This is a genomic window from Eggerthella guodeyinii, from assembly GCF_009834925.2.
In the GTDB taxonomy this organism is placed as follows: Bacteria; Actinomycetota; Coriobacteriia; order Coriobacteriales; family Eggerthellaceae; genus Eggerthella; species Eggerthella guodeyinii.
Genome location: NZ_CP063310.1, coordinates 3732903 through 3757402, shown reverse-complemented (window position 1 = coordinate 3757402; position 24500 = coordinate 3732903). Strand labels below are relative to the sequence as shown.

At 63.0% G+C, this 24500-nt stretch carries 33 protein-coding genes; 22 read left to right on the top strand and 11 right to left on the bottom strand.

Annotation, left to right across the window (positions count from 1 at the left end; genetic code table 11):
• Window positions 1–162: 162 nt before the first annotated feature.
• The 5 genes from GS424_RS16125 to GS424_RS16105 all read right to left on the bottom strand — a co-directional run bounded on the left by GS424_RS16125 (window position 163) and on the right by GS424_RS16105 (window position 2867).
• Complete coding sequence (locus GS424_RS16125; RefSeq protein WP_160941448.1) at window positions 163–795, bottom strand: Gp15 family bacteriophage protein; 633 nt, start codon at window positions 793–795, stop codon at window positions 163–165.
• A gap of 3 nt (window positions 796–798) precedes the next feature.
• Complete coding sequence (locus GS424_RS16120) at window positions 799–1173, bottom strand: hypothetical protein (RefSeq protein WP_154332790.1); 375 nt, start codon at window positions 1171–1173, stop codon at window positions 799–801.
• Window positions 1174–1200: 27 nt separating this feature from the next.
• Window positions 1201–1698, bottom strand: coding sequence for a hypothetical protein (locus tag GS424_RS16115; protein WP_154332791.1), 498 nt, complete (start codon window positions 1696–1698; stop codon window positions 1201–1203).
• Between the two features lie 13 nt (window positions 1699–1711).
• The gene (locus tag GS424_RS16110; RefSeq protein WP_160941447.1) at window positions 1712–2152 is read right to left on the bottom strand and encodes a hypothetical protein; all 441 of its coding nucleotides are present in this window, start codon (window positions 2150–2152) and stop codon (window positions 1712–1714) included.
• A gap of 127 nt (window positions 2153–2279) precedes the next feature.
• Window positions 2280–2867, bottom strand: coding sequence for a hypothetical protein (locus GS424_RS16105; protein WP_160941446.1), 588 nt, complete (start codon window positions 2865–2867; stop codon window positions 2280–2282).
• Between the two features lie 334 nt (window positions 2868–3201).
• Here GS424_RS16105 and GS424_RS16100 point away from each other — a divergent pair, with 334 nt between their 5' ends.
• On the top strand, window positions 3202–3852 hold the full coding sequence (locus tag GS424_RS16100) for a LexA family protein (RefSeq protein WP_160941445.1): 651 nt from the start codon (window positions 3202–3204) through the stop codon (window positions 3850–3852).
• Between the two features lie 51 nt (window positions 3853–3903).
• Here GS424_RS16100 and GS424_RS16095 read toward each other — a convergent pair whose 3' ends face one another.
• The gene (locus GS424_RS16095) at window positions 3904–4656 is read right to left on the bottom strand and encodes an NlpC/P60 family protein (protein WP_160941444.1); all 753 of its coding nucleotides are present in this window, start codon (window positions 4654–4656) and stop codon (window positions 3904–3906) included.
• A 279-nt stretch (window positions 4657–4935) separates the two neighbouring features.
• Between GS424_RS16095 and GS424_RS16090 the strand changes: the two genes are divergently transcribed.
• The 5 genes from GS424_RS16090 (at window position 4936) to GS424_RS16070 (ending at window position 9363) form a co-directional block, all read left to right on the top strand.
• Window positions 4936–5604 (top strand): 4Fe-4S dicluster domain-containing protein, encoded by a 669-nt coding sequence (locus GS424_RS16090; RefSeq protein WP_244977589.1) that lies wholly within the window; start codon window positions 4936–4938, stop codon window positions 5602–5604.
• Between the two features lie 10 nt (window positions 5605–5614).
• On the top strand, window positions 5615–6616 hold the full coding sequence (gene nrfD, locus GS424_RS16085) for an NrfD/PsrC family molybdoenzyme membrane anchor subunit (protein ID WP_160941443.1): 1002 nt from the start codon (window positions 5615–5617) through the stop codon (window positions 6614–6616).
• A 74-nt stretch (window positions 6617–6690) separates the two neighbouring features.
• The gene (locus tag GS424_RS16080; protein ID WP_160941442.1) at window positions 6691–8244 is read left to right on the top strand and encodes a molybdopterin-dependent oxidoreductase; all 1554 of its coding nucleotides are present in this window, start codon (window positions 6691–6693) and stop codon (window positions 8242–8244) included.
• 16 nt (window positions 8245–8260) lie between these two features.
• Window positions 8261–9079 (top strand): molybdopterin-dependent oxidoreductase, encoded by an 819-nt coding sequence (locus GS424_RS16075; RefSeq protein WP_160941441.1) that lies wholly within the window; start codon window positions 8261–8263, stop codon window positions 9077–9079.
• Window positions 9076–9363 (top strand): molybdopterin-binding protein, encoded by a 288-nt coding sequence (locus GS424_RS16070; RefSeq protein ID WP_160941440.1) that lies wholly within the window; start codon window positions 9076–9078, stop codon window positions 9361–9363. The genes GS424_RS16075 and GS424_RS16070 overlap by 4 nt, the downstream gene beginning before the upstream one ends.
• A 307-nt stretch (window positions 9364–9670) precedes the next feature.
• Here the strand turns inward: GS424_RS16070 and GS424_RS16065 are convergent, their stop codons facing one another.
• Both GS424_RS16065 and GS424_RS16060 read right to left on the bottom strand, forming a co-directional pair.
• On the bottom strand, window positions 9671–10543 hold the full coding sequence (locus GS424_RS16065) for a MerR family transcriptional regulator (RefSeq protein WP_160941439.1): 873 nt from the start codon (window positions 10541–10543) through the stop codon (window positions 9671–9673).
• Between the two features lie 88 nt (window positions 10544–10631).
• Entirely contained in the window at window positions 10632–11558 is a 927-nt protein-coding gene (locus GS424_RS16060) for an FAD:protein FMN transferase (RefSeq protein WP_160941438.1), read from the bottom strand.
• 131 nt (window positions 11559–11689) lie between these two features.
• Here GS424_RS16060 and GS424_RS16055 point away from each other — a divergent pair, with 131 nt between their 5' ends.
• The 16 genes from GS424_RS16055 (at window position 11690) to GS424_RS15980 (ending at window position 22453) form a co-directional block, all read left to right on the top strand.
• Window positions 11690–13213, top strand: a complete 1524-nt coding sequence (locus tag GS424_RS16055) for a helix-turn-helix transcriptional regulator (RefSeq protein ID WP_160941437.1) — start codon at window positions 11690–11692, stop codon at window positions 13211–13213.
• Between the two features lie 131 nt (window positions 13214–13344).
• The gene (locus GS424_RS16050) at window positions 13345–14388 is read left to right on the top strand and encodes a TAT pathway signal sequence (protein ID WP_160941436.1); all 1044 of its coding nucleotides are present in this window, start codon (window positions 13345–13347) and stop codon (window positions 14386–14388) included.
• A 166-nt stretch (window positions 14389–14554) separates the two neighbouring features.
• Window positions 14555–15136 carry an ECF transporter S component gene (locus tag GS424_RS16045; RefSeq protein ID WP_160941435.1) on the top strand — a complete coding sequence of 194 codons (582 nt, stop codon included), beginning with the start codon at window positions 14555–14557 and terminating at the stop codon, window positions 15134–15136.
• 76 nt (window positions 15137–15212) lie between these two features.
• On the top strand, window positions 15213–15647 hold the full coding sequence (locus GS424_RS16040; RefSeq protein ID WP_160941434.1) for an Rrf2 family transcriptional regulator: 435 nt from the start codon (window positions 15213–15215) through the stop codon (window positions 15645–15647).
• A 153-nt stretch (window positions 15648–15800) separates the two neighbouring features.
• Window positions 15801–16196, top strand: a complete 396-nt coding sequence (locus GS424_RS16035; protein ID WP_154332800.1) for a pyridoxamine 5'-phosphate oxidase family protein — start codon at window positions 15801–15803, stop codon at window positions 16194–16196.
• Window positions 16197–16322: 126 nt separating this feature from the next.
• Complete coding sequence (locus GS424_RS16030) at window positions 16323–17195, top strand: SIR2 family NAD-dependent protein deacylase (protein WP_160941433.1); 873 nt, start codon at window positions 16323–16325, stop codon at window positions 17193–17195.
• A gap of 355 nt (window positions 17196–17550) precedes the next feature.
• A complete protein-coding gene (gene infA, locus GS424_RS16025) occupies window positions 17551–17769 on the top strand; it encodes a translation initiation factor IF-1 (protein WP_009306918.1) in 219 nt (72 codons plus the stop codon).
• Between the two features lie 154 nt (window positions 17770–17923).
• A complete protein-coding gene (gene rpmJ, locus GS424_RS16020; protein ID WP_006363204.1) occupies window positions 17924–18037 on the top strand; it encodes a 50S ribosomal protein L36 in 114 nt (37 codons plus the stop codon).
• 22 nt (window positions 18038–18059) lie between these two features.
• Window positions 18060–18428, top strand: a complete 369-nt coding sequence (gene rpsM / locus GS424_RS16015; RefSeq protein ID WP_114546334.1) for a 30S ribosomal protein S13 — start codon at window positions 18060–18062, stop codon at window positions 18426–18428.
• A gap of 11 nt (window positions 18429–18439) precedes the next feature.
• Window positions 18440–18838 carry a 30S ribosomal protein S11 gene (rpsK, locus tag GS424_RS16010; protein WP_009306916.1) on the top strand — a complete coding sequence of 133 codons (399 nt, stop codon included), beginning with the start codon at window positions 18440–18442 and terminating at the stop codon, window positions 18836–18838.
• Window positions 18839–18857: 19 nt separating this feature from the next.
• Window positions 18858–19484 (top strand): 30S ribosomal protein S4, encoded by a 627-nt coding sequence (gene rpsD, locus GS424_RS16005; protein ID WP_154332801.1) that lies wholly within the window; start codon window positions 18858–18860, stop codon window positions 19482–19484.
• Window positions 19485–19513: 29 nt separating this feature from the next.
• A complete protein-coding gene (locus GS424_RS16000; protein WP_101720734.1) occupies window positions 19514–20464 on the top strand; it encodes a DNA-directed RNA polymerase subunit alpha in 951 nt (316 codons plus the stop codon).
• 12 nt (window positions 20465–20476) lie between these two features.
• Window positions 20477–21088 carry a 50S ribosomal protein L17 gene (gene rplQ / locus GS424_RS15995; protein ID WP_154332802.1) on the top strand — a complete coding sequence of 204 codons (612 nt, stop codon included), beginning with the start codon at window positions 20477–20479 and terminating at the stop codon, window positions 21086–21088.
• A 186-nt stretch (window positions 21089–21274) separates the two neighbouring features.
• Entirely contained in the window at window positions 21275–21619 is a 345-nt protein-coding gene (locus tag GS424_RS15990) for a hypothetical protein (protein ID WP_160941432.1), read from the top strand.
• A gap of 152 nt (window positions 21620–21771) precedes the next feature.
• A complete protein-coding gene (locus GS424_RS15985; protein ID WP_154332804.1) occupies window positions 21772–22032 on the top strand; it encodes a BAG1 BAG family molecular chaperone regulator 1 in 261 nt (86 codons plus the stop codon).
• A gap of 37 nt (window positions 22033–22069) precedes the next feature.
• A complete protein-coding gene (locus GS424_RS15980; protein WP_160941431.1) occupies window positions 22070–22453 on the top strand; it encodes a hypothetical protein in 384 nt (127 codons plus the stop codon).
• A gap of 78 nt (window positions 22454–22531) precedes the next feature.
• Here GS424_RS15980 and GS424_RS15975 read toward each other — a convergent pair whose 3' ends face one another.
• Genes GS424_RS15975 through GS424_RS15965 form a run of 3 tightly spaced genes read right to left on the bottom strand, consistent with a single transcriptional unit; the run spans window position 22532 to window position 24472 of the window.
• Complete coding sequence (locus GS424_RS15975; RefSeq protein ID WP_160941430.1) at window positions 22532–23074, bottom strand: Gx transporter family protein; 543 nt, start codon at window positions 23072–23074, stop codon at window positions 22532–22534.
• Between the two features lies 1 nt (window position 23075).
• A complete protein-coding gene (locus GS424_RS15970; RefSeq protein ID WP_160941429.1) occupies window positions 23076–23450 on the bottom strand; it encodes a NusG domain II-containing protein in 375 nt (124 codons plus the stop codon).
• The gene (locus tag GS424_RS15965; RefSeq protein ID WP_160941428.1) at window positions 23447–24472 is read right to left on the bottom strand and encodes an FAD:protein FMN transferase; all 1026 of its coding nucleotides are present in this window, start codon (window positions 24470–24472) and stop codon (window positions 23447–23449) included. The genes GS424_RS15970 and GS424_RS15965 overlap by 4 nt, the downstream gene beginning before the upstream one ends.
• Window positions 24473–24500 lie beyond the last annotated feature (28 nt).

Here is a 24500-nt window from a genome sequence, read left to right as displayed (position 1 = left end):
TGGGTTTCAGACGGTTCGTGCGTACGTGAGAAGAACCTCCTTTCTCTCGGTGCGATCCGTAGAATGTCAGGGGTGTCACTTGCGTTCGGTTGGAAAAATCGAGCCCCGCGCAGGGGCGCGGGGCTCGATTCGATATCTGCATTGCGGATGGCGCGACGATGTCTATACGCCCAGAGCCCAGCGGTAGCGGAGGTTGGTGAGGGCCAGAGCCTCTTCCTCGGTTCGAGCTGGCAGCATGAGGGCGGTTTTGCGCTTCATGAGCCGTTCGGAGGCATCGCGTCCCATCTTCTTCTCGTCGGGAACGGCGCCGCGCACGCTGATGGCGTCCATCGTGCTCGAGGCTTCGCTGAGGTTTCGAAACAGCGACCAGAATTGCCACCAGTGCAGGCGCAGCGTTCGGTCGGTCAGATCGAGGCCGTATTCGCGCTGGAAGTCGGCGATGACGCGGCCGGCGTCCCAGTCCCAGTCGAAGACGCGCGTGCCGGCTCCTGCGCGCCCTCCGGTGGGGGAAGGAGGGCGGGGCTCGAAGAGGTTGAAGAATCCGAGCGCCGCCTCGAGGGCGGCTTCCGGATGCTCGACAACCGCTTCGGGCAGCTCGAGGGCCCCTGCGCGCGACGACGCGGTTCCGAAATACAGGAACAGCAGGGTGCGCGCTTTGTCGTCGTCGCCCACCGTGGGATCGTCGGTCAGCCTCATGACCTGGATGCCCGTTCGATGCGATGCGTTCAAGGGAACGCAGGCCCCGCCAACCGCAACGGTTGACGGTGCCTGCTCCAGAAGGATGTTGGGATCCATAGCCTAGGCGTCGGCGTTCTGCCAATCGATGTCGGGCAGATAGGTGCTGAGCGTGGCTTTGAACGAGGTGTCCACGCGGCTCTTCGCTATCTCGGAATACAGGTAGGCGAACAGCTCCAACCCGTCGATGAAATCGAACGGCCGGTTCGCGAACACGTCCTCGAACTGCTCTTTGCCCAGCAAGGCGATCAGGTAGTTGTGCACGTCGGCGGACAGCGCGTTGGTGCGACCCTCGGTCATCTTCGCGTAGTCGGTGTGCTGGAGCTTCTCGCTCCAGCGTTCGACTTTGTCCAACATGGAGGCGTCGCCCATGTTGATGGCGTACTGCTTGCCGCAGATCGTGACGTCTACGGTGTGGCTGGAAAACTCGAATCCCATGTCATCTCCTTCTTCGTGTGGTCGGTGCTATCCCTGCGCGGGCGCGTCGCCGGCGGCGAACGCCTTGGTCGTCGGATTCCACGTGCCTTCGGTCCAGCCGTCGTCGGCCATGCTCAGCGAACCGCCCGTGACCACCGGCTGACCGCCGTTGGCGTTGCTCGGGTCCGCGGGGTTGAACATGAAGGCCGCCATGTCGGCCGTCTGCGCGCTTGCCGTGCCCAGCCACGTGTACACGCGGCACACCTCGCAGGCGAGGTCGGACTCGTTGCGGTGTTCCATGACCCATGCCTCGAGGGCGCCGCCCTTCACCGTGTCCTTGGTCCAGTTGATGGAGCACGCACGGCCCTGCACGAACGTGGGGGACACCTTGCGGTCGAGCCACGCAGGCTCGTAGGTCTTGGGGTCGGCGCTCGGCTCCCACGTCAGCAGCTCGGTGGCCTGCGTCCACGTCGGTTCGGCGCTGGTCCCGGTGTTGATGTAGTACTCAAGCTCGTTGCCCCACACGGGTACGGTGTTTTCGCTCATAGTGTTGTTCCTCTCATCGATGCGCTTGGTATTTCAAGGTGAGTTCGGTTTTCCAGTCGGCATGGCCTTCGGTCGAGTCGATGCGACTGGGCAGGGTGTCCGACGAGACTCCCCAGGGCGTGCGTCCGGCCCCCAAATCGATTTCGGCCCGTTCGACTTCCGACGCGATGCGGGCGAGGAGCGCTCGTGCATCAAGCCGTCCCTGGTCATCTTCGGCGATCAAGTGCAGCTCCAGGGAGAATCGATAAACCGCGATGCAGCTGCCGTCGAGATAACGCCGTTCGACGGGATCACCTCCCAGCGTCTGCATGATGATGCAGGGAAGCTGAAGAGCGTCCGTCGGGGCGTGCTCGTACGTGCAGCTTTTGATTTCAGAAGTTTGGGCGATGACCGCCTCGAGGGCTTCGAACACGCAGGCGGCCACGTCGACGTGCTCCGTACGGGGGTTCGTCATTGCGTTCACCTCCTTTCGTTTGATCGAGCGGGCGTTCCGGATGCGGTCCGAATCGGGTTCGTGCTCGGTTCGGCGTTCGCAACGGGTTCAGGATGTCGAAGGTGTCACCGGAAAACGGGCGAGAACCTCATTCCGGTCGATTCTTCTTGCGCGGATTGGTTCCGGTCTTCTCGCGCATGCGACGCAGCCTCGTCTTCGCGGCGTCGTAGCGGAGTTTGAGCACGCGACATTCCCAGGTTTCCATGGCTTCGAGATAGCGGGCGTCTTCGGCGCTCCGTTCGGATTGCCGCGATGCGGGCACGTATTTCTTGCAGGGGTAGGGCGGCAGGCGTTTCGTGGCGCGTTCGGCTTCGGTTTTCTCGTAGATGGCGCGCTCGCGGGGCTTCATGGTGGCAAGCGCATCGGCGCACGCTTCCTCGCGGCGAACGAGTTGCTCGCGCATCGTGCAGACGCGACACCAGCCGGTGCTCTTGCTGACGCTCGTGCGCCAGGTGGCGCATCGATCGCACCAGACGAGCTTGACCGTCGGCTGTTCGAGGGGCAGGCTCAGCTCGAGGGCCGCTCGCTCGACGGAGGCCGTGTCGCGCTCAAGCGCTCGGGCGATGTCGGCAAGGGGCTGTTTTCCCGCGGCGTTTCTCAGGTAGGTGCGCTCGGGCTCGCTCCAGGGGCGCGATGCGAACGGGGTGCTCCGGGACGATCCGTAAGGTTGTGTCATGGCGGTTCCTTTCGAGCGCAAGAATGTCGGGACGAGGCCCTGCTCCTGGTCAGAGTAGAGCCGGCACTAAAATTACAGTGAGTGTCACTTATTCTGATTCGAAAGGTCAGGAATATGCATGCTCGGAACGGGCATTTGACGGGGTACTGTCGCGATAACGGCAGATTGAACTGGGAAGATAGAGCATTGATAGTCCATGTGCACCTGCCAACCTTCCCGAATCGTATGCCTGCTGGTCAGTGTTATACTATAATTAAACTTATATATCTTGTAAAGATTAATTATAGTAAACTATAGATCATTGAGGTTTTGTTGAGTCTGGGAGATTGAGGTCATGATGGGGGTTGGCGAAGGCATCAGGCGGATCCGTTCGCTGCATGGATTGACGCAGGAAGAGCTGGGGAAGATCGCCGGCGTTTCGTCGATGGCGGTGTCGCAGTGGGAAAACGATCGTGCCGTTCCCCGATTGGGAGCCGTGCAGCGCATTGCCGACCACTTCGGCATCAGCAAGAGCGAGATCCTCGAAAGCGAGGCGGCCGAGCGCGTCGTCGGGTCGGTGCACTACGAAGTGACGTCGCTTACCGCGCCCGTGTACGGTCGCATATCGGCGGGCGATGCGCTTGAGATGCTGCCTGCAGACGATGAGGCCTACGTCATCCCCCCCATTGCGAAGAACCATCCCAACGGGTTCTTCCTCACGGTCTCGGGCGATTCGATGGACAAGATCATGCCCGATGGGTCGCTCGTTTACTTCGACAAGGACGTGGACGTGCGCAGCGGCGACATCGTCGCGGTCACGGTGAACGGCGACGATGCCACGATGAAGCGCATTTTCTTCGCGGGAGACACCATCGTCTTGCATCCCGAAAGCAACAACCCCGCGCATCGCGACCGCTCCATCGATGCAAGCGACCCCGACGCCCCCAACGTCCGCATCCTCGGAAAAGCCGTCTGGCACTACCTCGTCTACGACGACCGGTTGTAGGAGCGCAAAGGGGCCGCAGTCGAAAGATTGCGGCCCCTCGTAGGTTGGATTCTACTTAGCTTGCAGCGCCTTTACCAATTTTGTGAGTTCGTCGAGCTTTGTCTGCATCTTCGGAATCTCTTCATAGGCGCTGAGTCCGTACGTTCGCGCCCAGGTGAGCAGCTGCCATGCGGGGATGTCGCTGCCGCCGTGCGTGTCGGTGATCCCGTGGTCCCAGACGTCGTCCTCGGCGTTCATGGCGTAGTAGCGACCCCACGACAAGTGCTGGTATGCCGGGTACGTTTTTCCGTTCGGGTCGGTGATGGGAAAGTTCCAGATTTCAGATGCAGTAGGCATGTCGCCACCTTCTCCTTCGTTGTCCAATACGCGTCGCACCATCCACGTGATGCATCCGTAAGCCTCCATCCAGGTCTGAGCCCTTTTCTCCGAAGGTCCCATGCCTCCTGGATGGCCGATCATCGTGCCGTTGCCGCAATACACTTCGATGTGGCAAAGGTACTGCGAAAAATCCCAAAGGTCGCGATAGCTTGCTGTCATGAGGATCAGGTCGCCCGCTCGCAGTTCGTTCCACGGAATCTCGCTCGGGTAATGCCCGCGTGCGATTTCGAGTCCGGCACTTGATTGTTCTCCGGTCCAACCGCCGACGTCGATATCCGCTACTTTTCGATACGCCCATCTGACGGCACCTGAGCAATCCGTGCCCCCATAGCGTTCTGGGTCGGAGCGTTGCGGTTCGTCGTTGGTGTAGTACCACGCCCCAGCAACTGAACGCATTGCTGAGACTATGTCACTTCCCGTTGCCATTGCTCACCTCCTCTGCTATGTGGCAAGCGAGCATCTCGTCATTTTCGATGACTTCGCCATTGCCTTTCGGAGGATGATCCACCTCTTCGTTCATCGATGCTCCTTTCCTTCCTCCGGCCGATACTGCATCGCACGTGCCTCGAGGCTTGGACGACGTCGTCCTGCGCGACGATTGCATCATGCCGAAGGTGTCACTTCTCTCTGCTTCCCTCCTTGACTGTGCCCTTGGGGCACGGGGTAGGCTCTTGGTGCTTGAAAGGACGAGAGACGGGAGGAGACATGGGGGAAGAACGACTCGTGACCCGGCGGACGGCGGTTGGGGGTGCGCTCGCGCTGGGCGCGACCGCGATGACGCTGGGCTGCCTGGGCGGCGCACGCGCGCCCGCGCATGCACAGGAGGGGGCCGGCGCGCCCGCTCCATCAGGGGAGACATCGAAGCAAACGCAATACGGATTCCTGCTCAACGTGAAGAACTGCGTCGACTGCGGCGAGTGCGTGGAGGCGTGCCGGCTGTGGAGCCGCACGCCTGCAAGTATCGAGGCGCGGCGCACGGTGAGCACGTACGAGATCGCCGGCAAAGAGGTGCACGTGTCCACGTCGTGCATGCACTGCGCGGTGCCCGCATGCGCGTCGGTGTGCCCTGCGGGCGCCATCTCGAAGGGAGACGGAGGCGTGGTGACGGTGGACAAGGACCGCTGCATCGGGTGCAAGTACTGTTATCAAGCGTGCCCCTACGGCGTACCTCACTACACCTCGTCCGGCATGGACAAATGCGACTGCTGCCTGGGCAGCGGCGTCCCTCTCGGCGAAGTGCCCCATTGCGTGCGCGCCTGCAAGGTGGACGCGCTGAGCTACGGGCCGCTCGACGACCTCGTGGCGCAGACGAAGGGCAGGGCTCAGCGCGTCGACGGCAGCACGGGCCCCTCGTATCTGCTGTTGCGTTCGTGAGGAGGGGAACATGGAACCAATGCAAACGATATGGGGATGGCAACCGGCGCTCTACCTGTTCTTAGGAGGCGTCGGCGCGGGCGCATTCATCGCGGCGGGCATGCTCGTGCTCACGGATCGCGAAGGGTCGCGCAGCGTAGCGGGCGCATCGATGTGGGCGGCTCTCGGCTGCCTGGGCGTCGGCCTGCTGTTGCTGCTGTCGGAGCTGACGAATCCGGTGCGCGGTCTGTTGCTGTGGCAGAGCTTCAGCAACGGCTCATCGTGGATGACGTTCGGCGCTTGGGCGGCGCTGCTCGCGCTCGTCGCGTTCACGGTATCGGCGCTGCTGGTCACCCGCACGACGCACGCGTTCGTGCTGAAGCGCTGGCCTACGTTCGCCGCGCGCGAGCATGCGGTGTGCACCGTGCTCGTGTGCGCGGGCATGGCGCTGGCCACCTGCGTGGCCGTCTACACCGGCATGCTACTCATGAGCGTGCCGGGCGTGCCGCTGTGGAACACGTTGCTGCTGCCGTGCCTGTTCACGGTGTCGGCGCTCGACACGGGCGTCGCGCTCGTGGAGGTGGTGTCCGTCGTGCTCGCGAAACGGGAGGAACTCGAAGCTCGGTCGCGCCGTCTACTCAAGGGCTCGGTGGTGGCGCTCGTGGTGTTGGAAAGCGCGGTGCTCCTGCTATTCGTGCAGACCATGCTGGCCGGCAACGTGACGAGCGCCTGGTCGCTGGGTTCGCCCGCCGCCACGGCGACGATGTCCGCGCAGATGCTGACGACGGGCTCGCTGGCCCCGTTCTTCTGGGGCTTGCTCGTGGCATGCGGTCTTGTGGTGCCGCTTGCGGCGGCGCTCGTCGGCCTCGTCGTCGGCTGCAAACGGGAGAAGCCGAGCGCGGCCGTCCATGTGGTTGCGGCCGTGGGCGCGATCGGGGCGCTCGCAGGAGGTTGCACGCTTCGATTCCTCGTTCTGCTGGCCGGCGTTCACGCCGACCTCGTGGCGGATTCGGTGATGAGGCTTTTCTCGTGACACGCGGGCGCCGCATGCGCGCCCGGCACAACAACATCGCACCGCGACGGTGCATCGGATAAGGAGGAATGGTCATGCAAGTAAGGAAGATCGGCCTGGTGATAGCTTCGATGTCGTGCGTAGTGCTCGTCGCTGCATGCGCCGGATGCGCGCAGCCGGCAGAGGAGTCAACGCCCGACCCCGAGGTGGTCACGCAGTACCTACCCGAGGTCATCGAGCAGGATGACGGCACGCGCATCCAGCGCACGCCGACAGAGGGCGAGATCACCACGGCGCTCGACACCTCGTATACGTACCACCTGCCCGAGGGGGCGTACCCGTTCAACACGTACTACCTGAAAGCCGACGACAAGGGATGCAACTCGTGCCATGACGACCTGGCGCAGACGCTCAACGACATGGAGGCGTTCGACCACGTCGACCTGTCGAACTCGTTCGGCATCCAGACGACCGTGCAGATGTGCAAGGATTGCCACACCTTCGGCTACGGCTATCAAACGAACCAGAACTCGTTCGGATCGCTCATCCACGGCATCCACGACACCACCGACAAGGCCGAATGCTGGAACTGCCACGTGGGCACCGGCACCGGCGACGGCATGGAGCTGTGGGACGAGAAGAAGCACTCCCAGCTGCGCGGCATCACGCCGGTGGCGGACGTGACGGGCGACTTCTCGTTCAGCCAAGACAAGACCACGCCGGTGGTCGATCTGTTCGACTTCGGCTGGGACTACTTCGATCTGGACTACCTGCGCACCGACAACACGAAGAACGACGTGCCGCTTGACCAGGAGATGTACGATACGTGGACCATTACGGTGAGCGGTGCCGTCGACCACGAGGTCACCTACACGCTGCCTGAGCTCATCGATAAGTACCAAAGCGAAACGAAGCCCATCACGTTCCACTGCACGCTCAACCCGACGGGCGGCCCGCTCATCGGCAACGCCGAGTACACGGGCGTCCCGCTCAGCAACCTGCTGGAAGAGGCGGGCATCAGCCCGGACGCGGGCGCGCTCACCTTCATGGCTCCCGACGGGTTCACCGAATCGGTGCAGATGGCGAACTTCTCCGAGGCGTACGTCTGCTACGAGATCGACGGCGAGAAGCTGCCGTGGAAGCAGGGCTACCCGGTTCAACTCGTGGTGCCGCATTCCGGCGCTCCGGCCAGCGTGAAGCAGATTTCCGACATTGTGGTGAACACCGCTGACGAAGCTGCCGAGATCCACGAGTGGAACGGCTGGCCCAAGGAGACGGAGAGCACGGCGTACTACACTCCTGAAGGATGGCCCTTCACCGACGACAACGGCTATCAGAACAAGCCAAACGTCGCGCTGTTCGATTTCCAGGAAGGCCAGGTCATCGAGACGAATAAGCCCTACACGTTCACCGGGTACGCCACGGCGTGGGACAAGCAGATCGCCGCGGTGGAGTTTTCGATGGACGGCGGTGTCACGTGGACGCGTTTCGAGACGCCGGGCGTGTCGCGGGACAATTGGGTCATCTGGAACTTCACGTACACGCCCGACACCGATTCGGCGTACGTGTTGTCCATTCGCTCGGTCACCGATGAGGGGGACGTGACCGCGGAGCCCATCGAAGTCATGTTCAACGCTCAGTCGAAGTAGCGGGGGAGGAGCAGCTATGAAAGCAACGGGAAAGAAGCTTGCGGGTTTGATCGCGGGCGGCGCTTTGGTGGTGTCCACCGCGCCCGTCGCCCAGCTCGCGCTGGCGGACGAGCCGGGTGCGACGGCCGAAGGCGGCGGTTCGGCATCGCTCGCCCAGGCGGTGGTGCATGCGATCGCGAACGAAGGCGCGAACGAGACGATCGAGCATGTTCAGGGCGCGTTCGCGTGGAACCAGAACGTCGTCACCGACAATGAAACGCTTGCACGCACGCTGTACGACGGCTCGGCGTACTTGTGCGGCGCGCAGGGCGCGGAGGCGACGGGCGCTGAGCGGGCGAGCGCGACGAGCATCGCCTCCATCCGCGTGACGGGCGACGTGGGCCATGCGTTCACCGCCTCCATCGACGAGTTCTTGCAGAAGGCGCCGATGAAGAAGATCATGGGGTGCACGTGCGCCGGCAATCCGGCCGATGGGCGGGCGAGCGCGAACGCCGAGGTGGGAGGCTTCCAGCTGGCGGCCCTCATCGACGAGGCCGACCCGGTGGAAGGCGCGAACACCATCACGTTCACCTCGGCCGACGGCTACGAGGTGGCGCTGCCGCTGCGCTATGTCACGCAACGGTACAGTCTCATCGTCACCACGGTGAACGGCGATCCGGCCGACAGCGTCATCGGTTGCTCGAACCAGCTGTGGCTGGGCTCGACCGCCGCGCGTTCGTTCGCGCGCGACGTGGTGGAAATCGCCATCACGGAGGAGGCCGAACCTCCTACAGCACCCGGTGCGCCGGCGAGCGCGAACACGCCGAACGTCGGCGTGACGAAGGCGGCGTCATGATCGGCACGGTGAGGGGCGAGGCGGGGCGACCCGTTACTGTGGAAGGCTATGCGCAGGATTTCGGCTTCCCCGTGGCGGCCGTGCAATTCTCGTGCGACGACGGCGGCACATGGACGACGTACGACACGCCCGATGCGGCCGATGACCGCAACGTAAACTGGACGTTCACGTTCACGCCGCCGCGTTCCGGACGCTACGAGCTGCTCGTGCGCGCCGTGAGCGCCGACGGGCGCGCCACGCCGCAGCCTGCGCGGGTGGCAGTGGACGTCGCGCCCGCTCGATAGCGCTTGAACATCCCAACGCGCCAAGCGCCCGCGGCGGCTCGCGGGCGCTTGGCGCATGCTTATCGCTCGACTGTGAGTTCGTGGCAGCTTTTAGGAGAAATTCGTCGTCGGACGCTCTCGTGTGGTGGCGAGACAAAAACCGATAGAGCTTCGACCAGGTACGATGCAAATTCCAAGAATCGACGTGGCTTGAATCAGCCGATTATTTCTGCTGGAACGACGAATATCTCCCGAAAACTGCCACGAATAGCTGCGGCGGCCTTACGCAGGCGTGAGCGCCGTTCGGACCGTTGCGAGATCGCGGCCGTCAATCCAGCAGTACGGGGAGCTCCAGCTTGTAGAGCATCTCGCGGCCTTCGAAATGGAACGCCGGCGTCTCGGCGATGATCTCGCCGTAGTAGTCGCCCGCTACGCAAAACCCATGCTCGTCGGCGTAGTCCAACAACGCGTTCAGGCCGTCGATCTCGCTGTTGTGCTGGGCCTCGTCCGAGTAACTCTGCTTGTACAGCGTGAGGTAGTCGCCGGCGGGGAAGGCCTCGGCTCCGTACGTGCGTGCCACCTCGTCGTCTTCGACGATGATGAACGACGCGTCCAGCGTGAAGTCGCGCCGCTCCAGGTTCTCTTTTGCGATACGGCAGCCCACGTGGTGGAACAGCGAGGGCGGCAAATCGTGGTCGAGCATGTGGCGCTTCGTCAGGCGCAAGTTGAGCTCCCATTCCTGCAAGAACGGCACCACGTTGTAGTCGAGCACCCGGGAGTTCGGGTTGAAGATTTCGAACGCGAGGACGTGCCGTCGCGGCATGTGCTCGAGGATGACGGTGTCGAACAGGGGCTTGTTCTGGTAGCGGCGGTAGTTCGTCAACAGCTGCGAGGCGTTCTGCCGCGCGATGGACAGCCGCAGGATCTCCTCGTCGATGGCGGTGCGATGCTCCTCCAGCAGCTTGACTAGGCTGGCCGAGTCGTCATCGAGCAGCTCCTTGATCTCGGCCAGCGAAATCCCCAGGCTTTGCAGCTGTTGAATCATGTCGATGGTGGAGCACTGATCGTACGAGTAGAAGCGATACCCCGTCTCCTCGTCAACGCGGTGCGGTTTCAAGAGCCCCATCTCGTGATACAGCCGCAGCGTTTTCTTGGTAATGCAGTTCAGTTCGGCGAACTTGCCGGTGGCCAGATCGTTCACGATTTCCCCCTTCTCGCGAACATCTATAGTACCATTGCCGGCATCCTAAATGGGTGTCCCGAATGGGGACTGTCTCCGTTCAGGACGTTTAGCCCAGCAGTTCGAAAGGCACGGCGTCTCCGATGCCGGAGGTTGCTAGGACGTCGCCGTCGGTGGTGACGAACACGGCTTCGAGCGCGGGGTCGGCTTCGACGAACGCGAGCGCGCGGTCGGCTCCCATGATGATGAGCGCGGTGGAGAGCCCGTCGGCGTCGAGCGAGGTGCGCGCCACCAGGGTGGCGCTCAGCAGGTCGGTCTGCGCGGGGAAGCCGGTGCGCGGGTCGAGGATGTGGTGGTACAGCGTGCCGTCCCGCTCGAAGGCGCGCTCGTAGACGCCGCTCGTCACCACCGACCCGTCGCGCACGGACACGGTGGCGAACGAGTCCAGCAGCGGGAGCGCACTCGAGGGGAGGGGCTTGCGGATGCCCACCCGCCACGGCGTGCCGTCGGGCTTGCCGCCCATCACGGCCACGTTGCCGCCGAGGTTGACCAGGGCGTGCTCCACGCCGCGCTCGCGCAGCAGCGCCAGGATGCCGTCGGCGATGTAGCCCTTCGCGATGCCGCCCAGGTCGATGCAGGCTTGCGGGTCGCGCAACGTCACGGTCGTCCCCTCCACGGAAACGCCGCGGTAGTCGACGTGCCGCAGCGCCGCGGCCATGTCCTCGCGCGCAGGGATCACCTGCTGCTTGAAGTCCCACCGCTGCGTGGCGCTTCCCATGGTCACGTCGAACAGCCCGTCGGATCGTTCGCAGTACGACAGCGCCGTTTCGATGAATGCCGCCAGCTCGGGGTCGACGTCGGTGGGGCGTCCCTCCGCGCGGTTGAGCCGGAACAGCTCGCTTGCGGGGTCGACGCGCGAGAACAGGAACTCGGAGCGGTCGCACCACGCCACGGCCTCGTCGAGGATGGCCTCATCGTCGGTTGAAGCGCTGATGGTGTTCGTGGTGTTGAACCGAAAGAAATCCCGAGAAACCATGCCGATCCCTTCAAGCTGGCTCGCAATACGTTACCAAACCAGTATACTTTCTTTTGGCGCGCGTCGGGAGGGCGGCGCACAAGCGGCGCGTCGGACGATCGCGCGGCTCGCGAACGGCGGAGGGAAGGCGTATGGCGCGACCCGAACAACGAGGCATCGGCATCATCCAGCGATTCGACGCGTTCGACACGCTCGCCTTCTTCGCGTTCTGCATGAGCGTGCCGCTGTTCCTTCCCGTGCTCGAACTGTGGCACGGCATGACGGCACCGGTGTCCGCGTCCTGGTCGTTCTTGCCGTCGGTTCCCTTCGCCAGCGCGATGTCGTTGGCGGCCATGTTCACGGCCCTCGCGTTCCTCTTCATCTGCCTGCTCAAGACGGCGCATGCGCGCGTGAGCCGCACCATCATGCTGGTGGCGCTCGTCTGTTACGCCGTGGGGTACGCCCTGCTTGACCTGTGGAGCTTCGGCATGCTCGACGGATCCCTCGTCGAGGCCGGCTGCGGGCTCATGATGGGCTTCGGGGCGGCCGTCATGTGCCTCGTGTGGGTGAGCAGGCTGCACGTGCTGGAATTCAGGCGCGCGCTCATGGTGACGTGGGTGGCCGGCTGCGCCCTGTTCGCAAGCGCCGCCCTGCTGCCGCTTCTGGGGGCGACGCCGGCGCGCATCGTGCTCAGCGTGGCGGCGGCGCTGTCCGTCGCGGGTTGCGCACGGCTGTTCTTCCGCTCCGAGCGCGAGGACGAGCGATCGGCGCAAACGGGCGTGAACTGGTGGGACGTGTTCGGCCATCTCGACGTGTCCGTGGTGGAGGGGACGGGGGACTTCAAAACGCCGCTCGCCCGCGCCCTGTTCTTCGCGGTGATGCCGTTCGCCATGCTGCTGCTGTTCGTGGCCGACAACAGCCTGGCGCAGGCGATGGACTGGGGCGTGGCCCCGCTCGCGCTGGCGGGTGTGCTGGCGATGGCGATCATGGTGCCGCTCATGCGCATGAAATCCGACCAGGCGCTCATCAACTTCTCGTACCGTTTCTTCCTGCCGCTCGTCGCCTTCGCGGCGTTCGCGGCCACGACGTTCGTCGATCCGCCGCTGCAGCGCGCGGTGATGGTGGTGGGCTCGCTCGCGTTCTGCGCCGTCTACGCGCTCGTGATGTCGGCGATGCTCGTCACCATGGCGGGGCGCATGCGCTCGCTCGCCCTGCCGGCCGCGGGCATCATGATCATCGTCGGCTGCCTGGTGTGCCTGCTGTCGGACGCCAGCATGGACTCGGGCGTGCTGGGCGCCTACCAATACCAGGTGCTCATCGTGCTGTTCGTGGCGATGGCCGTGGTGCTCATGGTCACGCCCAGCTCGCGGTTGTGGCGCGTGATGCTCGAGGGCATCGATGCCGTGGAGTCGAGCGCCCTCGACGCTCAGGAGGGCTACGTCCGCCGCTGCGCCGAGCTGTCGGAGGCGTACCACCTCACCGCGCGCGAGGCCGAGATCTTACTGCTGCTGGGCCGCGGCCACACGTCGAGCTTCGTGGCCGATGAGCTGACGGTGGCGGAATCCACGGTGCGCAGCCATCGCAAGAACATCTACCGCAAGCTCGACGTCTCGTCGCGCGAGGAGCTGTTCAAGCTGCTCGACGGCGAGGGCGATCGGGGCGACGAGGGCGTTTAACCGTTCTCCCCCTTTTCGTTTAGAAGGAAAACACCAGGTAAAAGCCAAGTTCCCTCGTTTTGACGATGGATTCGGTTCCCGATAGCCCGTATGGTGGCCCCGTTGTCCAGGGATACCAAAGGGAGGCTCTTATGGAACTGCAGGTCACTCGTCGTGATTTCTTCAAGGGTAGCATCGTGGTCGCGCTGGGCGCGGCGGGCGCCGGCGTGCTCAGCTCGTGCGCGGGTGGAAACGCCGCAGCCAAAACCGACGGCGCGACGGCCGCCGCCGACGCGGGCGACGCCGCCAAGACGGTCACGCTTCATCGCGGCTATGGCGCAGCGCACGGCGACAAGTGCTTCACCAGCGTGGTCGTCGCCACGGCCGAGGACGGAACCATCCTCGCCGCCAGCGTGGACGACTACCAGTTCATGGCGGCCGACTCGGCGGGCATCACGCCCGTCCCGAACTCGGACGCCGGGTTCGCGGCCGGCTACGCCGAGGGCCAGGTGCTCATGTCGAAGACGCAGAACAACGATGCGTACTCGGCCATCATGAAGGAGAAGGCGCAGGCCACCACGCCGTGGCTCACGTCGATGAAGGCTATCGAGGGCTACTGCGCGGGCAAGAAGGCCGCCGATCTGACGAAGACGAACCTCGACGCGGTGTCGGGCGCCACCCTCGTCGACGCTCCCAACTACCTCAAGCTCGTGTCCGACGTGGCCCAAAGCGGCGACATCGTGACGACCGGCACGTACGCCGGCGACGGCTCCGACCTCAAGCTGGGCCGCGTCAACGCGGCGGCGCACGGCGACAAGGCGTTCGCCGAGGCCGTCTCGCTCGTGCAGGGCGACGTGCTGGTGGCTGCGAGCATCGACGAGTTCCAGTTCAGCGACGCGGCCACCGACGGCCTCGTGCCCGTGCCGAACTCCGACGCCGGGTTCGCCGACGGCTACGCCGAGGGCGTGGTGCTCATGTCCAAGTCGGTGAACTCCGACGTGTACAGCGCCATGATGAAGGAGAAGGCGCAGGCCACCACGCCGTGGCTTGGATCCATGTCCGCCATCGAGGCGTTCATCGCCGGTCAGAAGATCGCCGACGTGAAGGCCAAGGGCCCCGACGCGGTTTCGGGCGCCACGCTCGTCGACACCGCCGGGTACGTCGAGGCCGCCGTTTCGGCTGCCAAGACGGCGTAGCGTCCCCGCGTTCCGTTCCCCTCCGCGAAGCGAGCCGGTCGTCCTGCGAACCGGCTCGCTTCGCCGTTGCCGCAGACGTTTCGCGCCGTGCGGTGCCGGGCGATGCGAGGCGCCCTTCGCCGTCCCGCTTGCGTATAATGGACCAGAGAGATCAAGGAGGCGGTTCATGGACGGTTTGCCGTACGGATGGCGGGAGCGCTCGCCCAAACAAGTTGCCGCCATCGTGCTGCTCATCCTCATGGCGATGGTGCTCAGCTTCGTCGAGCTGCCCGTGGTCCCGGGTGCCGAGTGGCTGAAGTACGACCCGTCGGGCATCGTGTCGCTTTTGGCCACCATCCTGTACGGGTCGTGGATCGGCGTGGGCGTGGCCGTGGCCTCCTGGATTCCGCACCTCGTCACCGACCCGCTGGGCGCGTTTATGAACATCATGGCCACTGTGTCGCTCATCCTCGTGGTGGGCACGGTGTACCGCCGCAAGCCCTGCCTGCTGCATGCGGTGCTGGGGTGCGCCGCCGGAGTGGTGGTGTCCTCGGCGGTCTCCATCTGCCTGAACTTCGTCGTGACGCCGCTGTACATGGGCGCCGCCTACGAGCAGGTGGCCGCGTTGGTACTGCCGGCGCTGCTGCCGTTCAACGTGTTCAAGGCGCTGGCGAACTCCATCGTGGCCATCGTCTCGTACCGCAAGCTGGCCTCGCTGCTCGAAGATCAGGAAGGTAACCCGCTGGCTTCCGGGCGCGAACGGTTGTAGCTATCGACATTACAGCGATGATATCCTATAGTGTGAGAGCCGCGCAGGCCCGATAACGAAGAGAGGAGCTTCCTCTATGCAGATATCCAGCAGGTTCACCTTGGCGGTCCACATCTTCGCCTGTATCGATACGTTTCACGACGACAGGAAGGTCACGAGCGACTTCCTCGCCGGCAGCACTAACGTGAACCCCGTCATCGTGCGCAAGATATTGCTGCAGCTGAAGGCGGCGGGCCTCATCGACGTGGCACGCGGCCGCGGGGGCGCGACCATCGCGAAGCCCCTGGCGGACATCACGTTTCTCGACATCTACCACGCAGTCGAGTGCATCGGGGACGACAAGCTGTTCCATTTCCACGACAACCCGAATGCCGCTTGTCCGGTGGGGCGGAGCATCCATTGCGTTTTGGACGACAAGCTCGACCGGGTTCAGAAGGCGATGGAGGACGAGCTTGCCGGAATCACGCTCGAGGACGTAATGCGTGATGTCCGAACGTGCATCGACGAATAGCGTCAGAGCGACGATCGCGGGAAAGGGGCTTGAGCCCCTTCTCTTTTGCCAAATTTCATTGTAACCATTGACATTACAACTAAGCGACCTTACTATACAACTTGTAACCAAGACGGTTACAAATAGCCGATACCTTATAGGAGGATCATCATCATGAAGAACGTAGTCGAGTTCCTTACTGCGAATCCGGTCCAGTACCTGGCCACCGTCGGCCGTGACGGAAAGGCGAAGTGCCGCCCCTTCATGTTCGCGGGCGAGAAGGACGGCAAACTGTGGTTCGACACCAACATCACCAAAGATGTCTACAAGGACATGCAGGAGAATCCCGAAATCGAGATCAGCGTCTCCTCTCCCGATTACGCATGGATCCGCCTGCACGGCACGGCCGTCTTCTCCGACGACATGGCCGTCAAGGAGATGTGCATTGCCAACCCGATCGTGAAAGGCCAGTACGAGACTGCCGAGAACCCGATCTTCACCGTGTTCTATCTGGACAACCCCCATGGTTCCATTGCCGACTTCTCCGGCAATCCTCCGTACGAGTTCTAATCTCCGATAGGCAAGGACGCAGCCCCTCGTGCTGCCGGTCGCGTCTGCGATCGGCAGCACGAGGGGCCGTATCGACGGTGGAAGAATTCCTGGCAACCCGAACCAGCGTGAAGAAGGCGGTCATCAATGTTTTCAAAGACATCGACAGGGAGGTCTACGAGGGATTGCTCCGGTAGCGTCGACGGCCTACGGGCGGCGCTCGATAGGGCGGACGCTGTACTGATCGGTGCCGGATCAGGGCTTTCGACCGCTGCCGGCTTCACCTATTCCGGGGCGCGCTTCGAGCGGTTCTTCTCCGACTTCATCGACGCGTACGGCATCCCGGATCTCTACACGGGAGGATTCTGGCCTTTCAGCTCGCTGGAAGAACGGTGGGCATGGTGGAGTCGGCATATCTACTACAACCGGTACGTGCCTGCCCCCAAGCCCGTCTACGACGATGTGCTGCGACTCGTGCGGGACAAAGACTATTTCGTGCTGACGACCAACGTCGACCACCAGTTCCAATCCGCAGGGTTCGACAAGAAGCGCCTGTTCTATATGCAGGGCGACTACGGCTTGTGGCAATGCTCCGCGCCGTGCCATAGCGAAACGTACGATAACGAGGCTGCCGTGCGCCGCATGGTTTCCGAACAGGAGAACATGAGGATACCCTCCGGGCTGGTGCCCCGTTGCCCGAGATGCGGCAGGCTCATGACCATGAACCTGCGCGTCGACGGCTCGTTCGTGCAAGACGAGGGCTGGTATCGGGCGAAGGACCGCTACGACGATTACCTCCGTCGCCATGAGGGCATGCGCGTTCTGCTTCTGGAGCTTGGCGTGGGGATGAACACCCCTGTTTGGATCAAGTACCCGTTTTGGCGCATGGCGGAGCGTAACGAAAACGCCACGTACGCTTGCCTGAACCTTGGCGAGACGTATGCGCCTCCCGAAATCGCAGAAAGGTCGATATGCCTTGACGATGATATCGAATCAACGTTGAAACGTCTGATCGGATAAGCGTTCGCGGCAAGAACGTCCTGTACGCCGACACGCGCGTTGCGCAAACGTTGCAAAATCGCTCTTGACCCTTCGGCGGAATAGCCTAGAATAGGATGACATCAAGGACGCGAGCGCTTCTGAGCGCATCGAACGCGTCAAAGCCGACAAGGCGGCTGCGCTTCGCGCGAATACCTGGCGGTCCCGTTTCTGCGACGCGGACTGCGCGGCACGACCGCACGCCTGGCAAGCAGGTAGCATTCGGACCAGAAGGTTTGTTGGAATTCTGCGTCCTCAAATTCTCGTGTACATAACCGAATACTTTTGGTATCATCTATGGTTGCTGCTTAACGACGATATGCTTGAAGGAGCACTTTTGACCAAAGAAGATGTTATCGAGCTCGAGGGGACCGTCCTCGAAGCGCTGCCAAACGCTATGTTTAGGGTGGAGCTCGAAAATGGGCACAAGATATTGGCCCACATTTCCGGCAAGATGCGCATGCACTACATCAAGATCCTGCCGGGCGACAAAGTGACGGTCGAGCTGTCCGTCTACGATCTGAACCGCGGACGCATCACCTACCGGTTCAAGTAGCACCGCAAAGAGGTGCAGGTTGTGTCAACCTGTGCAGGATTTGTGTGCAAAGAGGGGGCTTGCGCCGTGCGCAAGCGGCACGAAGAGGAAAGCTATCACCTGCGGCTGGGTGTAACGATAGATATAAGAACGCATTAACCGAAAGGAAATGATTATGAAGGTACGTCCTTCGGTCAAGAAAATGTGCGATAAGTGCAAAATCATCCGACGCCATGGCAAGGTCCTCGTTATCTGCGAGAACCCGCGCCATAAGCAGCGTCAGGGCTAGGAAGAAAGAGGAGATATAACCTATGGCACGTCTTGTTGGTGTCGACCTTCCTCGCGACAAGCGCATTGAAGTCGGCTTGACCTACATCTACGGCATTGGCATGACCACCTCCAAGCAGATTCTTGCTGAGACCGGCGTTGACGGCAGCGTCCGCGTCAAGGATCTCACGGAGGATGACCTCACGAAGCTGCGCGACTACATTCAGGCGAACATCAAGGTGGAGGGCGACCTGCACCGCGAGGTTTCCCAGAACGTGAAGCGCCTCATGGAGATCGGTTGCTATCGTGGACTCCGCCATCGTCGCGGCCTGCCCGTTCGCGGACAGCGCACGCACACGAACGCGCGCACGCGCAAGGGTCCTCGTAAGCAAATCGGCGGAAAGAAAAAGTGAGGTAGTCTCAAGTGGCAGCTAAGAAAAACGTGCGCACGCGCATTAAGCGCTCTGAGCGTAAGAACATCGCCGTCGGCGCTGCGCATATCAAGTCTACGTTTAACAACACGATCGTGAGCATCACCGATCCTCAGGGTAATGTGATCTCCTGGCAGTCTGCCGGCACGGTTGGTTTCAAGGGTTCGCGCAAGTCCACGCCGTTCGCTGCGCAGATGGCCGCCGAGGCCGCTGCGAAGACGGCTATGGAGCATGGCCTGCGTAAGGTTTCCGTGTTCGTGAAGGGCCCGGGTTCGGGTCGCGAGACGGCTATCCGCTCTCTGCAGGCCGCCGGCCTCGAGATCGCCAGCATCCAGGATTGCACACCCATTCCGCACAACGGTTGCCGTCCGCGCAAGCGTCGTCGCGTGTAACTGAAAGGATCTAAGAATTATGGCTCGTTATACTGGAGCGGACTGCCGTCTGTGCCGTCGTGAAGGGGCGAAGCTTTTCCTTAAGGGCGATCGCTGCTACACGGAGAAGTGCGCACTCGAGCGCCGCAACTACGCGCCCGGCGAGGCCGGCAAGAAGCGCATCAAGGAAAGCGAATATCGCAACCAGCTGCGCGAGAAGCAGAAGACCAAGCGCATCTACGGTGTGCTCGAGAAGCAGTTCCGTCATTACTACGATCTCGCCGGTCGTCAGAAGGGCGTGACGGGTGAGAACCTGCTGCGCATCCTCGAAAGCCGTCTCGACAACGTCGTGTACCGTCTCGGCTTCGCGAAGTCTCGCGCCGAGGCTCGCCAGCAGGTGCGTCACGGTCACATCACCGTGAACGGCCGCCGCGTCGACATCCCGTCGTTCCGCGTCAAGCCGGGCGACCTCGTGGCCGTCGCGCCGAAGGCCAAGGACCTGCTCGTCATCAAGAGCGCGCTCATCTCGAACGAGCGCGTGCAGGTGCCTGCATGGCTCGAGGTCGACATCGAGAAACTTCAGGGTAGCGTACTTGCTCTTCCGCAGCGCGATCAGATCGATCTGGACATTCGCGAGCAGCTCATCGTCGAGCTTTACTCGAAATAATCGCGGCATAGTTAGGAGGCTTATCCCACATGACAGAGTTCATGAGGCCTACGGTAACAACGGAAGAAGTCAACGACACTGTCGCACGTTTCGTGGTCGAGCCGCTCGAGCGCGGTTACGGCTACACGTTGGGCAACTGCATGCGCCGCGTTCTGCTCTCCTCGCTGGATGGTGCGAAAGCCACCGCCATCCAGATCGAGGGTGTGCAGCATGAGTTCACGACGGCTGAAGGCGTCATCGAGGATATCACCGATATCGTCTTGAACGTCAAGGGGCTCGTGTTCTCCGCGTTGAACGATGACATCGAGGAAGCCACGGCACATGTGTCGGCGGAGGGTCCTTGCACGGTGACGGGTGCCGATCTCGACATCCCCACCGAGTTCACGCTGGTCAACCCGGAGCACGTCATCGCCACGGTCGCCGACGGCGGCCAGCTGGACATGACGGTTCGCATCGGCGTGGGCCGCGGATACGTGTCGGCCGAGCGCAACAAGCGCACGGAAGATCCTATCGGGGTCATCCATGTGGACTCGCTGTTCTCGCCGGTTCGTCGTTGCACGCTCAACGTTACCGACACCCGCGTGGGTCAGCGCACCGACTACGACAAGCTCGTGCTGGAGGTTGAGACGGACGGCAGCATCACGCCGACCGAGGCCGTGTGCCGCGCGTCCAACATCATCAACCAGTACATGGGAGCGTTTTTGAGCCTGTCCGACGTCGTCGACGAGGAAGAGGGCGAAGTTCCGTCCATCTTCGCGCCGGAGGGCCAGGAGTCCAATGCCGAGCTGGACAAGCAGATCGAGGACCTCGACCTGTCCGTTCGCTCGTACAACTGCCTGAAGCGTGCCGGCATCCACTCGGTGCGCCAGCTCGTTGAGTTCTCCGAAAACGACCTGCTGAACATCAGAAACTTTGGTGCGAAGTCCATTGAAGAAGTGAAGGACAAGCTCATTTCCATGGACCTCAATTTGAAGCTATAGGAGATACGAATCATGCGACACAACTACAAGGGCCGCAAGCTGGGCACTGACTTCAGCCACACCAAGGCCATGAAGAAGAGCTTGGTGAACGCCCTGTTCCTGAACGACCGCATCAAGACGGTCGAGTCCCGCGCCAAGGAGATCCGTCCGAACGTCGACAAGATCATCACGTGGGCCAAGCGTGGCGACCTGCATTCTCGTCGTCTCGCCATCGCGGCTCTGGGCGATAAGGATCTCGTGCGCGAGATCTTCGAGAAGGTCGAGCAGGGCATGTTCGCCGACCGCCAGGGCGGCTACACCCGCATCATGAAGCTTGGCAACCGCAAGGGCGACAACGCTCCTATGGTGATCATGGAGCTCGTGACCGAGCCCGTGAAGAAGAAGGAAGAGCCGAAGCCCGCCGCCAAGAAGGCGACGAAGAAGGCTGCTCCGAAGAAGGTCGAGGCTGCTGAGGAGGCTCCCAAGGAGGAGACCGCCGAAGCCAAGGCCGAGGAGAAGGTTGAGGCCAAGGTCGAGGAAGCCGCCGTCGAGGCTGCCGAGAAGGCCGAGGAAGCTGCCGCCGAGAACGCGGAAGCCGCCAAGGCTGAGACGGCCGACGCCAAGGAGGAAGAGGCTGCCAAGTAGCCCTTCTTTCCAGATAGTATTCCGAACGGGGACCTGCGGGTCCCCGTTCTGCGTTTCGGGGCCTGCCATCGAGGCGTTGCAGCTCCGTTGTCGCGCGGTTTCCCCACCGCGCCTATCCCCGTTCTACCATACAGAAAGAGGCGCTGCCGTTTCGGTACGCGCCGTATCTCGTTGAAAGAGGATCGTATGGCAGAACACACCACCGCTCCGGAGCCGGCTGAACAGGCTCCCGTCGAGGACGATGGCAGCCCCGACATGGCTGCCGAAGTCCTGCGCCATGCGCAGGATATGACCGACGACATCTTCCGTCACGGCCCCGAGGCCGCCGGCGACGTGAAAGCCCACGTGCAGGACATGACCGGCGACGTGCTGCATCACAGCCGCGTGGCCGCCGGCGACGTGAAGCGCGAGACGCCCGTGCTGATCGGCCACTTCTGGGAGACGCTCGGCGACCTGTTCGGGTCGGGCAAGGACGAATCCGAGAAAGCGGACGCGTCGGACGAGGCGTCGGACGACGGTACGAAGGATTAGAGGACGGCGAACCCCGGACGCTGTCGCACAGCCGTTTCGCTATCGTAGCGCTGCGGTGGTCGAGCGCGCGGGTCCCCCTCAGTACAATTGAGGGGTGAAGACGTCAAGCAATGCACGGTGCTTCGCGCCGTACGAAGTGAAAGGAGTCCGACATGGTTAAGACAACCACGAAGGAAGACATCCGCATCGACAAGGACGATGCTGAGGAGCTGAATCGCGAGGCGGCTGAAGATCTCGAGCGCATCGAGTACGAAGTGAAGCGCGAAGCCGAGCAGTACGTGGAAGCCGTCGACGGCGACGGCAACGAGAAGGAATCCGTCGAGGCGGCTGCCACCGCCTTCGATTTCGATCGAGCTGAAGCCGAGACGGAAGAACTGCTGATCAAGACAACCGGCGAAGCCGACGAAGCGTAACCCGACACCCCAACTTTTATTCGGAAGGAATACGATCATGGCTCAGAACGATACGACGAACGACGTGAAGAACGCGGCGCAGGATGCGGCGCACAACGTGAAGAACACCGCCCAGGATGCCGCCCACGACGTGAAGAACAACGTCAAGGACGCCTATCACGAGGCGAAGGCCGGCATGGCCGAGCGCAAGGCCGAGGACGACGCCGCGAAGAGCGAGCACCAGGTGGCACAGCAGACGGGTGACCCCGCGGCCGCCATGCGCGCGCAGCAGCACGAGCAGCGTCGCGACAACAAGCCCGAGGACTTCATGGAGTCCGTGAAGGACTCGCTGGGCAAGGCCGGAGAGGCCGTCAAGGAGGCCGCCGTGGAGGCCAAAGACAACGTCAAGGAAGGCGTCGATCACATCAAGGCGCGCATGTAGCGTCGCTTGGCGCAACGCGCATCTCCGCAATCCCTGCAATCCTCGAAGCCCGCGGCCGTGCTGCGGGCTTCTTCGCGCCTACGCGCGGCGCTTCGCCGGAAAGCGATGCTTCGAAGCGCCTGCTTGCGTGATGGCGGGCAACGCTTTGAGCACGCCGGCGGCGACGGAGCCGGTGAGCGTGCCCATGACGCAGGCGGCGATGAGCATGACGGGCAGGTTGATGAGGATGGCGGTGGTGTGCATGAGCGCCATCGCCATAAGCAGTTGGCCCGCGTTGTGCAGGATGGCGGAGAGAACGCTGGTGGCCACGATGCCGAACAGGTCGAGCTTCCAGGCCGCCAGCATGCCGACGAAGGCGAGCGCGCTGCCGGCCAGGCTGTACAGCATCATGGAGGGCGCCCCTACGAAGAAGGAGATGACCAGCACTTTCAGTATCATGATGCCGAGCGCCCAGCGCGGTCCCATCAGGTACAGGGCGATGAGCACCGCCACGTTGGCCAGGCCCAGCTTCACGCCGGGGATGGTCACCGGCAGCACGATGGTGGACTCGACGTAGCACAGCACCAGGGTGAGCGCCGCGAACAGCGCAAGGCGGGCGACGCGGAGGCTTCTCTCGGTCATGTTAGTTCTCCTCGTCTTCCACGATGCCCACGATCAGCTTGTGCGGCATGCAGATGATCATCTCGGCGGCGTTGTCGATGGAGCCTTGGTCGATGCAATCGTGCCCCGGGCAGTCCGAGGATTCCATGCGTGCGGAGCCATCGGCCACGGTGACGACGTTCGTTCCCAGCGAGGTGGTGAACGTGTAGGAGCCGTCTTGGTCGAGCGGCAGCAGGTGCGTCTGCCCGTCGCCGTCGGCGACCTGGAGTTGGCGGTGGTCGGCGTTGGCGGCAACCGCCAACTGGATGCCGCCCCAGGCCAGCAGCGAGGCGGCCAGCACGGCGGCGATGAAGATGATGCCCGTCTTACGAGGGCGGGCCGATGCGGGATGCTTCATAGGGCTTCGATCTCCAATCCGTCCGTCGAGGTGACGGTTCCGTCGGTTCTCATGTACACGACCTGCATGTCGCCCTGCTGCTGCACGAAGCCCGGACCGTCGTCGGGCCCCATGAGGAAAGCGATAGTGGACAGCGCGTCCCCGTCGAGGGAGCGCTCGCTGACGATGGTAGCGCTGGCCGTTCCGGTGCGCGCGGGCATGCCGGTGCGCGGGTCCAGCAGGTGGTGGTAGAGGACGCCGTCGCGCAGGAAGCTGCGCTCGTTGATGCCGCTCGTCACCACCGAGCGATCCGCGACCGACGTGGTGGCGAACAGGGTTCCGCGCGCTTGGTTGGGGTCTTGCAAGCCCACGCGCCATGCGCTGCCGTCGGGCTTCGTGCCCAGCGCGTACGTGTTGCCGCCCAGGTTGACGAGCGCGCTGCGGCAACCGTTGTCGCGCAGGAAGCCCACGATGTCGTCGGCGATGTAGCCTTTCGCAATGCCGCCGAGGTCGAGCTTTGCCAGCGGGTCGGTGAGGGTGACGGTGCGTTCGTCCAGGCCGACGGTGCGGAAGTCCACGTGCTCGAGCGCGTCGTTCAGCGCCGCGTCGTCGGGGACCACGCCGTTCTTGAAATCCCAGAGTTCGGACACGCTGCCGATGGTGGGGTCGAACAGGCCGTTCGAGAGCTCGCTGTAGCGCAGCGCCGCGGCCAGCAGCTCCGCGGTTTCCCCGTGCACCTCCACGGGCATGCCGTCGGCGTGGTTGATGGCGTAGACGTCGCTGCCCTCGAGCGTGCGCGAGAAGATGCGCTCGAAGTACTGCAGGCGCTCCTCCACCTGGGAAAGCGCTTCACCGGCTCCGTAGGCTTCGATGGTGACGACGGTGTCGAAAGCGAACGCGGACAGCTTTTCGGGTTTGTCGGCGTCGCCTGCCTCCGATGCGTCCGCGGACGCGATGGTACCGCAGCCGTGCAGGCAGGCGGGAACGGCCGCCCCGAGAAGGGTGAGCGCGGAGAGCGAAACGAACGATCTGCGGGTGAGCATGTTCCTCGTCCTTCCTCGGTTCGAGCGG

What these genes read in the sequence shown, in the direction of transcription:
- GS424_RS15985 (WP_154332804.1), top strand. Translation starts at nt 21,772, where the DNA reads ATGGTTAAGACAACCACGAAGGAAGACATCCGCATCGACAAGGACGAT.
- GS424_RS16030 (WP_160941433.1), top strand. Translation starts at nt 16,323, where the DNA reads ATGTTTTCAAAGACATCGACAGGGAGGTCTACGAGGGATTGCTCCGGT.
- GS424_RS15980 (WP_160941431.1), top strand. Translation starts at nt 22,070, where the DNA reads ATGGCTCAGAACGATACGACGAACGACGTGAAGAACGCGGCGCAGGAT.
- GS424_RS16125 (WP_160941448.1), bottom strand. Translation starts at nt 795, where the DNA reads ATGGATCCCAACATCCTTCTGGAGCAGGCACCGTCAACCGTTGCGGTT.
- GS424_RS16105 (WP_160941446.1), bottom strand. Translation starts at nt 2,867, where the DNA reads ATGACACAACCTTACGGATCGTCCCGGAGCACCCCGTTCGCATCGCGC.
- GS424_RS16110 (WP_160941447.1), bottom strand. Translation starts at nt 2,152, where the DNA reads ATGACGAACCCCCGTACGGAGCACGTCGACGTGGCCGCCTGCGTGTTC.
- GS424_RS15975 (WP_160941430.1), bottom strand. Translation starts at nt 23,074, where the DNA reads ATGACCGAGAGAAGCCTCCGCGTCGCCCGCCTTGCGCTGTTCGCGGCG.
- GS424_RS15965 (WP_160941428.1), bottom strand. Translation starts at nt 24,472, where the DNA reads ATGCTCACCCGCAGATCGTTCGTTTCGCTCTCCGCGCTCACCCTTCTC.
- rpmJ (WP_006363204.1), top strand. Translation starts at nt 17,924, where the DNA reads ATGAAGGTACGTCCTTCGGTCAAGAAAATGTGCGATAAGTGCAAAATC.
- GS424_RS16095 (WP_160941444.1), bottom strand. Translation starts at nt 4,656, where the DNA reads ATGGCAACGGGAAGTGACATAGTCTCAGCAATGCGTTCAGTTGCTGGG.
- rplQ (WP_154332802.1), top strand. Translation starts at nt 20,477, where the DNA reads ATGCGACACAACTACAAGGGCCGCAAGCTGGGCACTGACTTCAGCCAC.
- rpsD (WP_154332801.1), top strand. Translation starts at nt 18,858, where the DNA reads ATGGCTCGTTATACTGGAGCGGACTGCCGTCTGTGCCGTCGTGAAGGG.
- GS424_RS16060 (WP_160941438.1), bottom strand. Translation starts at nt 11,558, where the DNA reads ATGGTTTCTCGGGATTTCTTTCGGTTCAACACCACGAACACCATCAGC.
- GS424_RS15990 (WP_160941432.1), top strand. Translation starts at nt 21,275, where the DNA reads ATGGCAGAACACACCACCGCTCCGGAGCCGGCTGAACAGGCTCCCGTC.
- GS424_RS16035 (WP_154332800.1), top strand. Translation starts at nt 15,801, where the DNA reads ATGAAGAACGTAGTCGAGTTCCTTACTGCGAATCCGGTCCAGTACCTG.
- GS424_RS16040 (WP_160941434.1), top strand. Translation starts at nt 15,213, where the DNA reads ATGCAGATATCCAGCAGGTTCACCTTGGCGGTCCACATCTTCGCCTGT.
- nrfD (WP_160941443.1), top strand. Translation starts at nt 5,615, where the DNA reads ATGGAACCAATGCAAACGATATGGGGATGGCAACCGGCGCTCTACCTG.
- GS424_RS16000 (WP_101720734.1), top strand. Translation starts at nt 19,514, where the DNA reads ATGACAGAGTTCATGAGGCCTACGGTAACAACGGAAGAAGTCAACGAC.
- GS424_RS16080 (WP_160941442.1), top strand. Translation starts at nt 6,691, where the DNA reads ATGCAAGTAAGGAAGATCGGCCTGGTGATAGCTTCGATGTCGTGCGTA.
- GS424_RS16070 (WP_160941440.1), top strand. Translation starts at nt 9,076, where the DNA reads ATGATCGGCACGGTGAGGGGCGAGGCGGGGCGACCCGTTACTGTGGAA.
- GS424_RS16115 (WP_154332791.1), bottom strand. Translation starts at nt 1,698, where the DNA reads ATGAGCGAAAACACCGTACCCGTGTGGGGCAACGAGCTTGAGTACTAC.
- GS424_RS16050 (WP_160941436.1), top strand. Translation starts at nt 13,345, where the DNA reads ATGGAACTGCAGGTCACTCGTCGTGATTTCTTCAAGGGTAGCATCGTG.
- GS424_RS16100 (WP_160941445.1), top strand. Translation starts at nt 3,202, where the DNA reads ATGATGGGGGTTGGCGAAGGCATCAGGCGGATCCGTTCGCTGCATGGA.
- GS424_RS16090 (WP_244977589.1), top strand. Translation starts at nt 4,936, where the DNA reads ATGGGGGAAGAACGACTCGTGACCCGGCGGACGGCGGTTGGGGGTGCG.
- GS424_RS16120 (WP_154332790.1), bottom strand. Translation starts at nt 1,173, where the DNA reads ATGGGATTCGAGTTTTCCAGCCACACCGTAGACGTCACGATCTGCGGC.
- GS424_RS16075 (WP_160941441.1), top strand. Translation starts at nt 8,261, where the DNA reads ATGAAAGCAACGGGAAAGAAGCTTGCGGGTTTGATCGCGGGCGGCGCT.
- GS424_RS15970 (WP_160941429.1), bottom strand. Translation starts at nt 23,450, where the DNA reads ATGAAGCATCCCGCATCGGCCCGCCCTCGTAAGACGGGCATCATCTTC.
- GS424_RS16055 (WP_160941437.1), top strand. Translation starts at nt 11,690, where the DNA reads ATGGCGCGACCCGAACAACGAGGCATCGGCATCATCCAGCGATTCGAC.
- rpsM (WP_114546334.1), top strand. Translation starts at nt 18,060, where the DNA reads ATGGCACGTCTTGTTGGTGTCGACCTTCCTCGCGACAAGCGCATTGAA.
- GS424_RS16045 (WP_160941435.1), top strand. Translation starts at nt 14,555, where the DNA reads ATGGACGGTTTGCCGTACGGATGGCGGGAGCGCTCGCCCAAACAAGTT.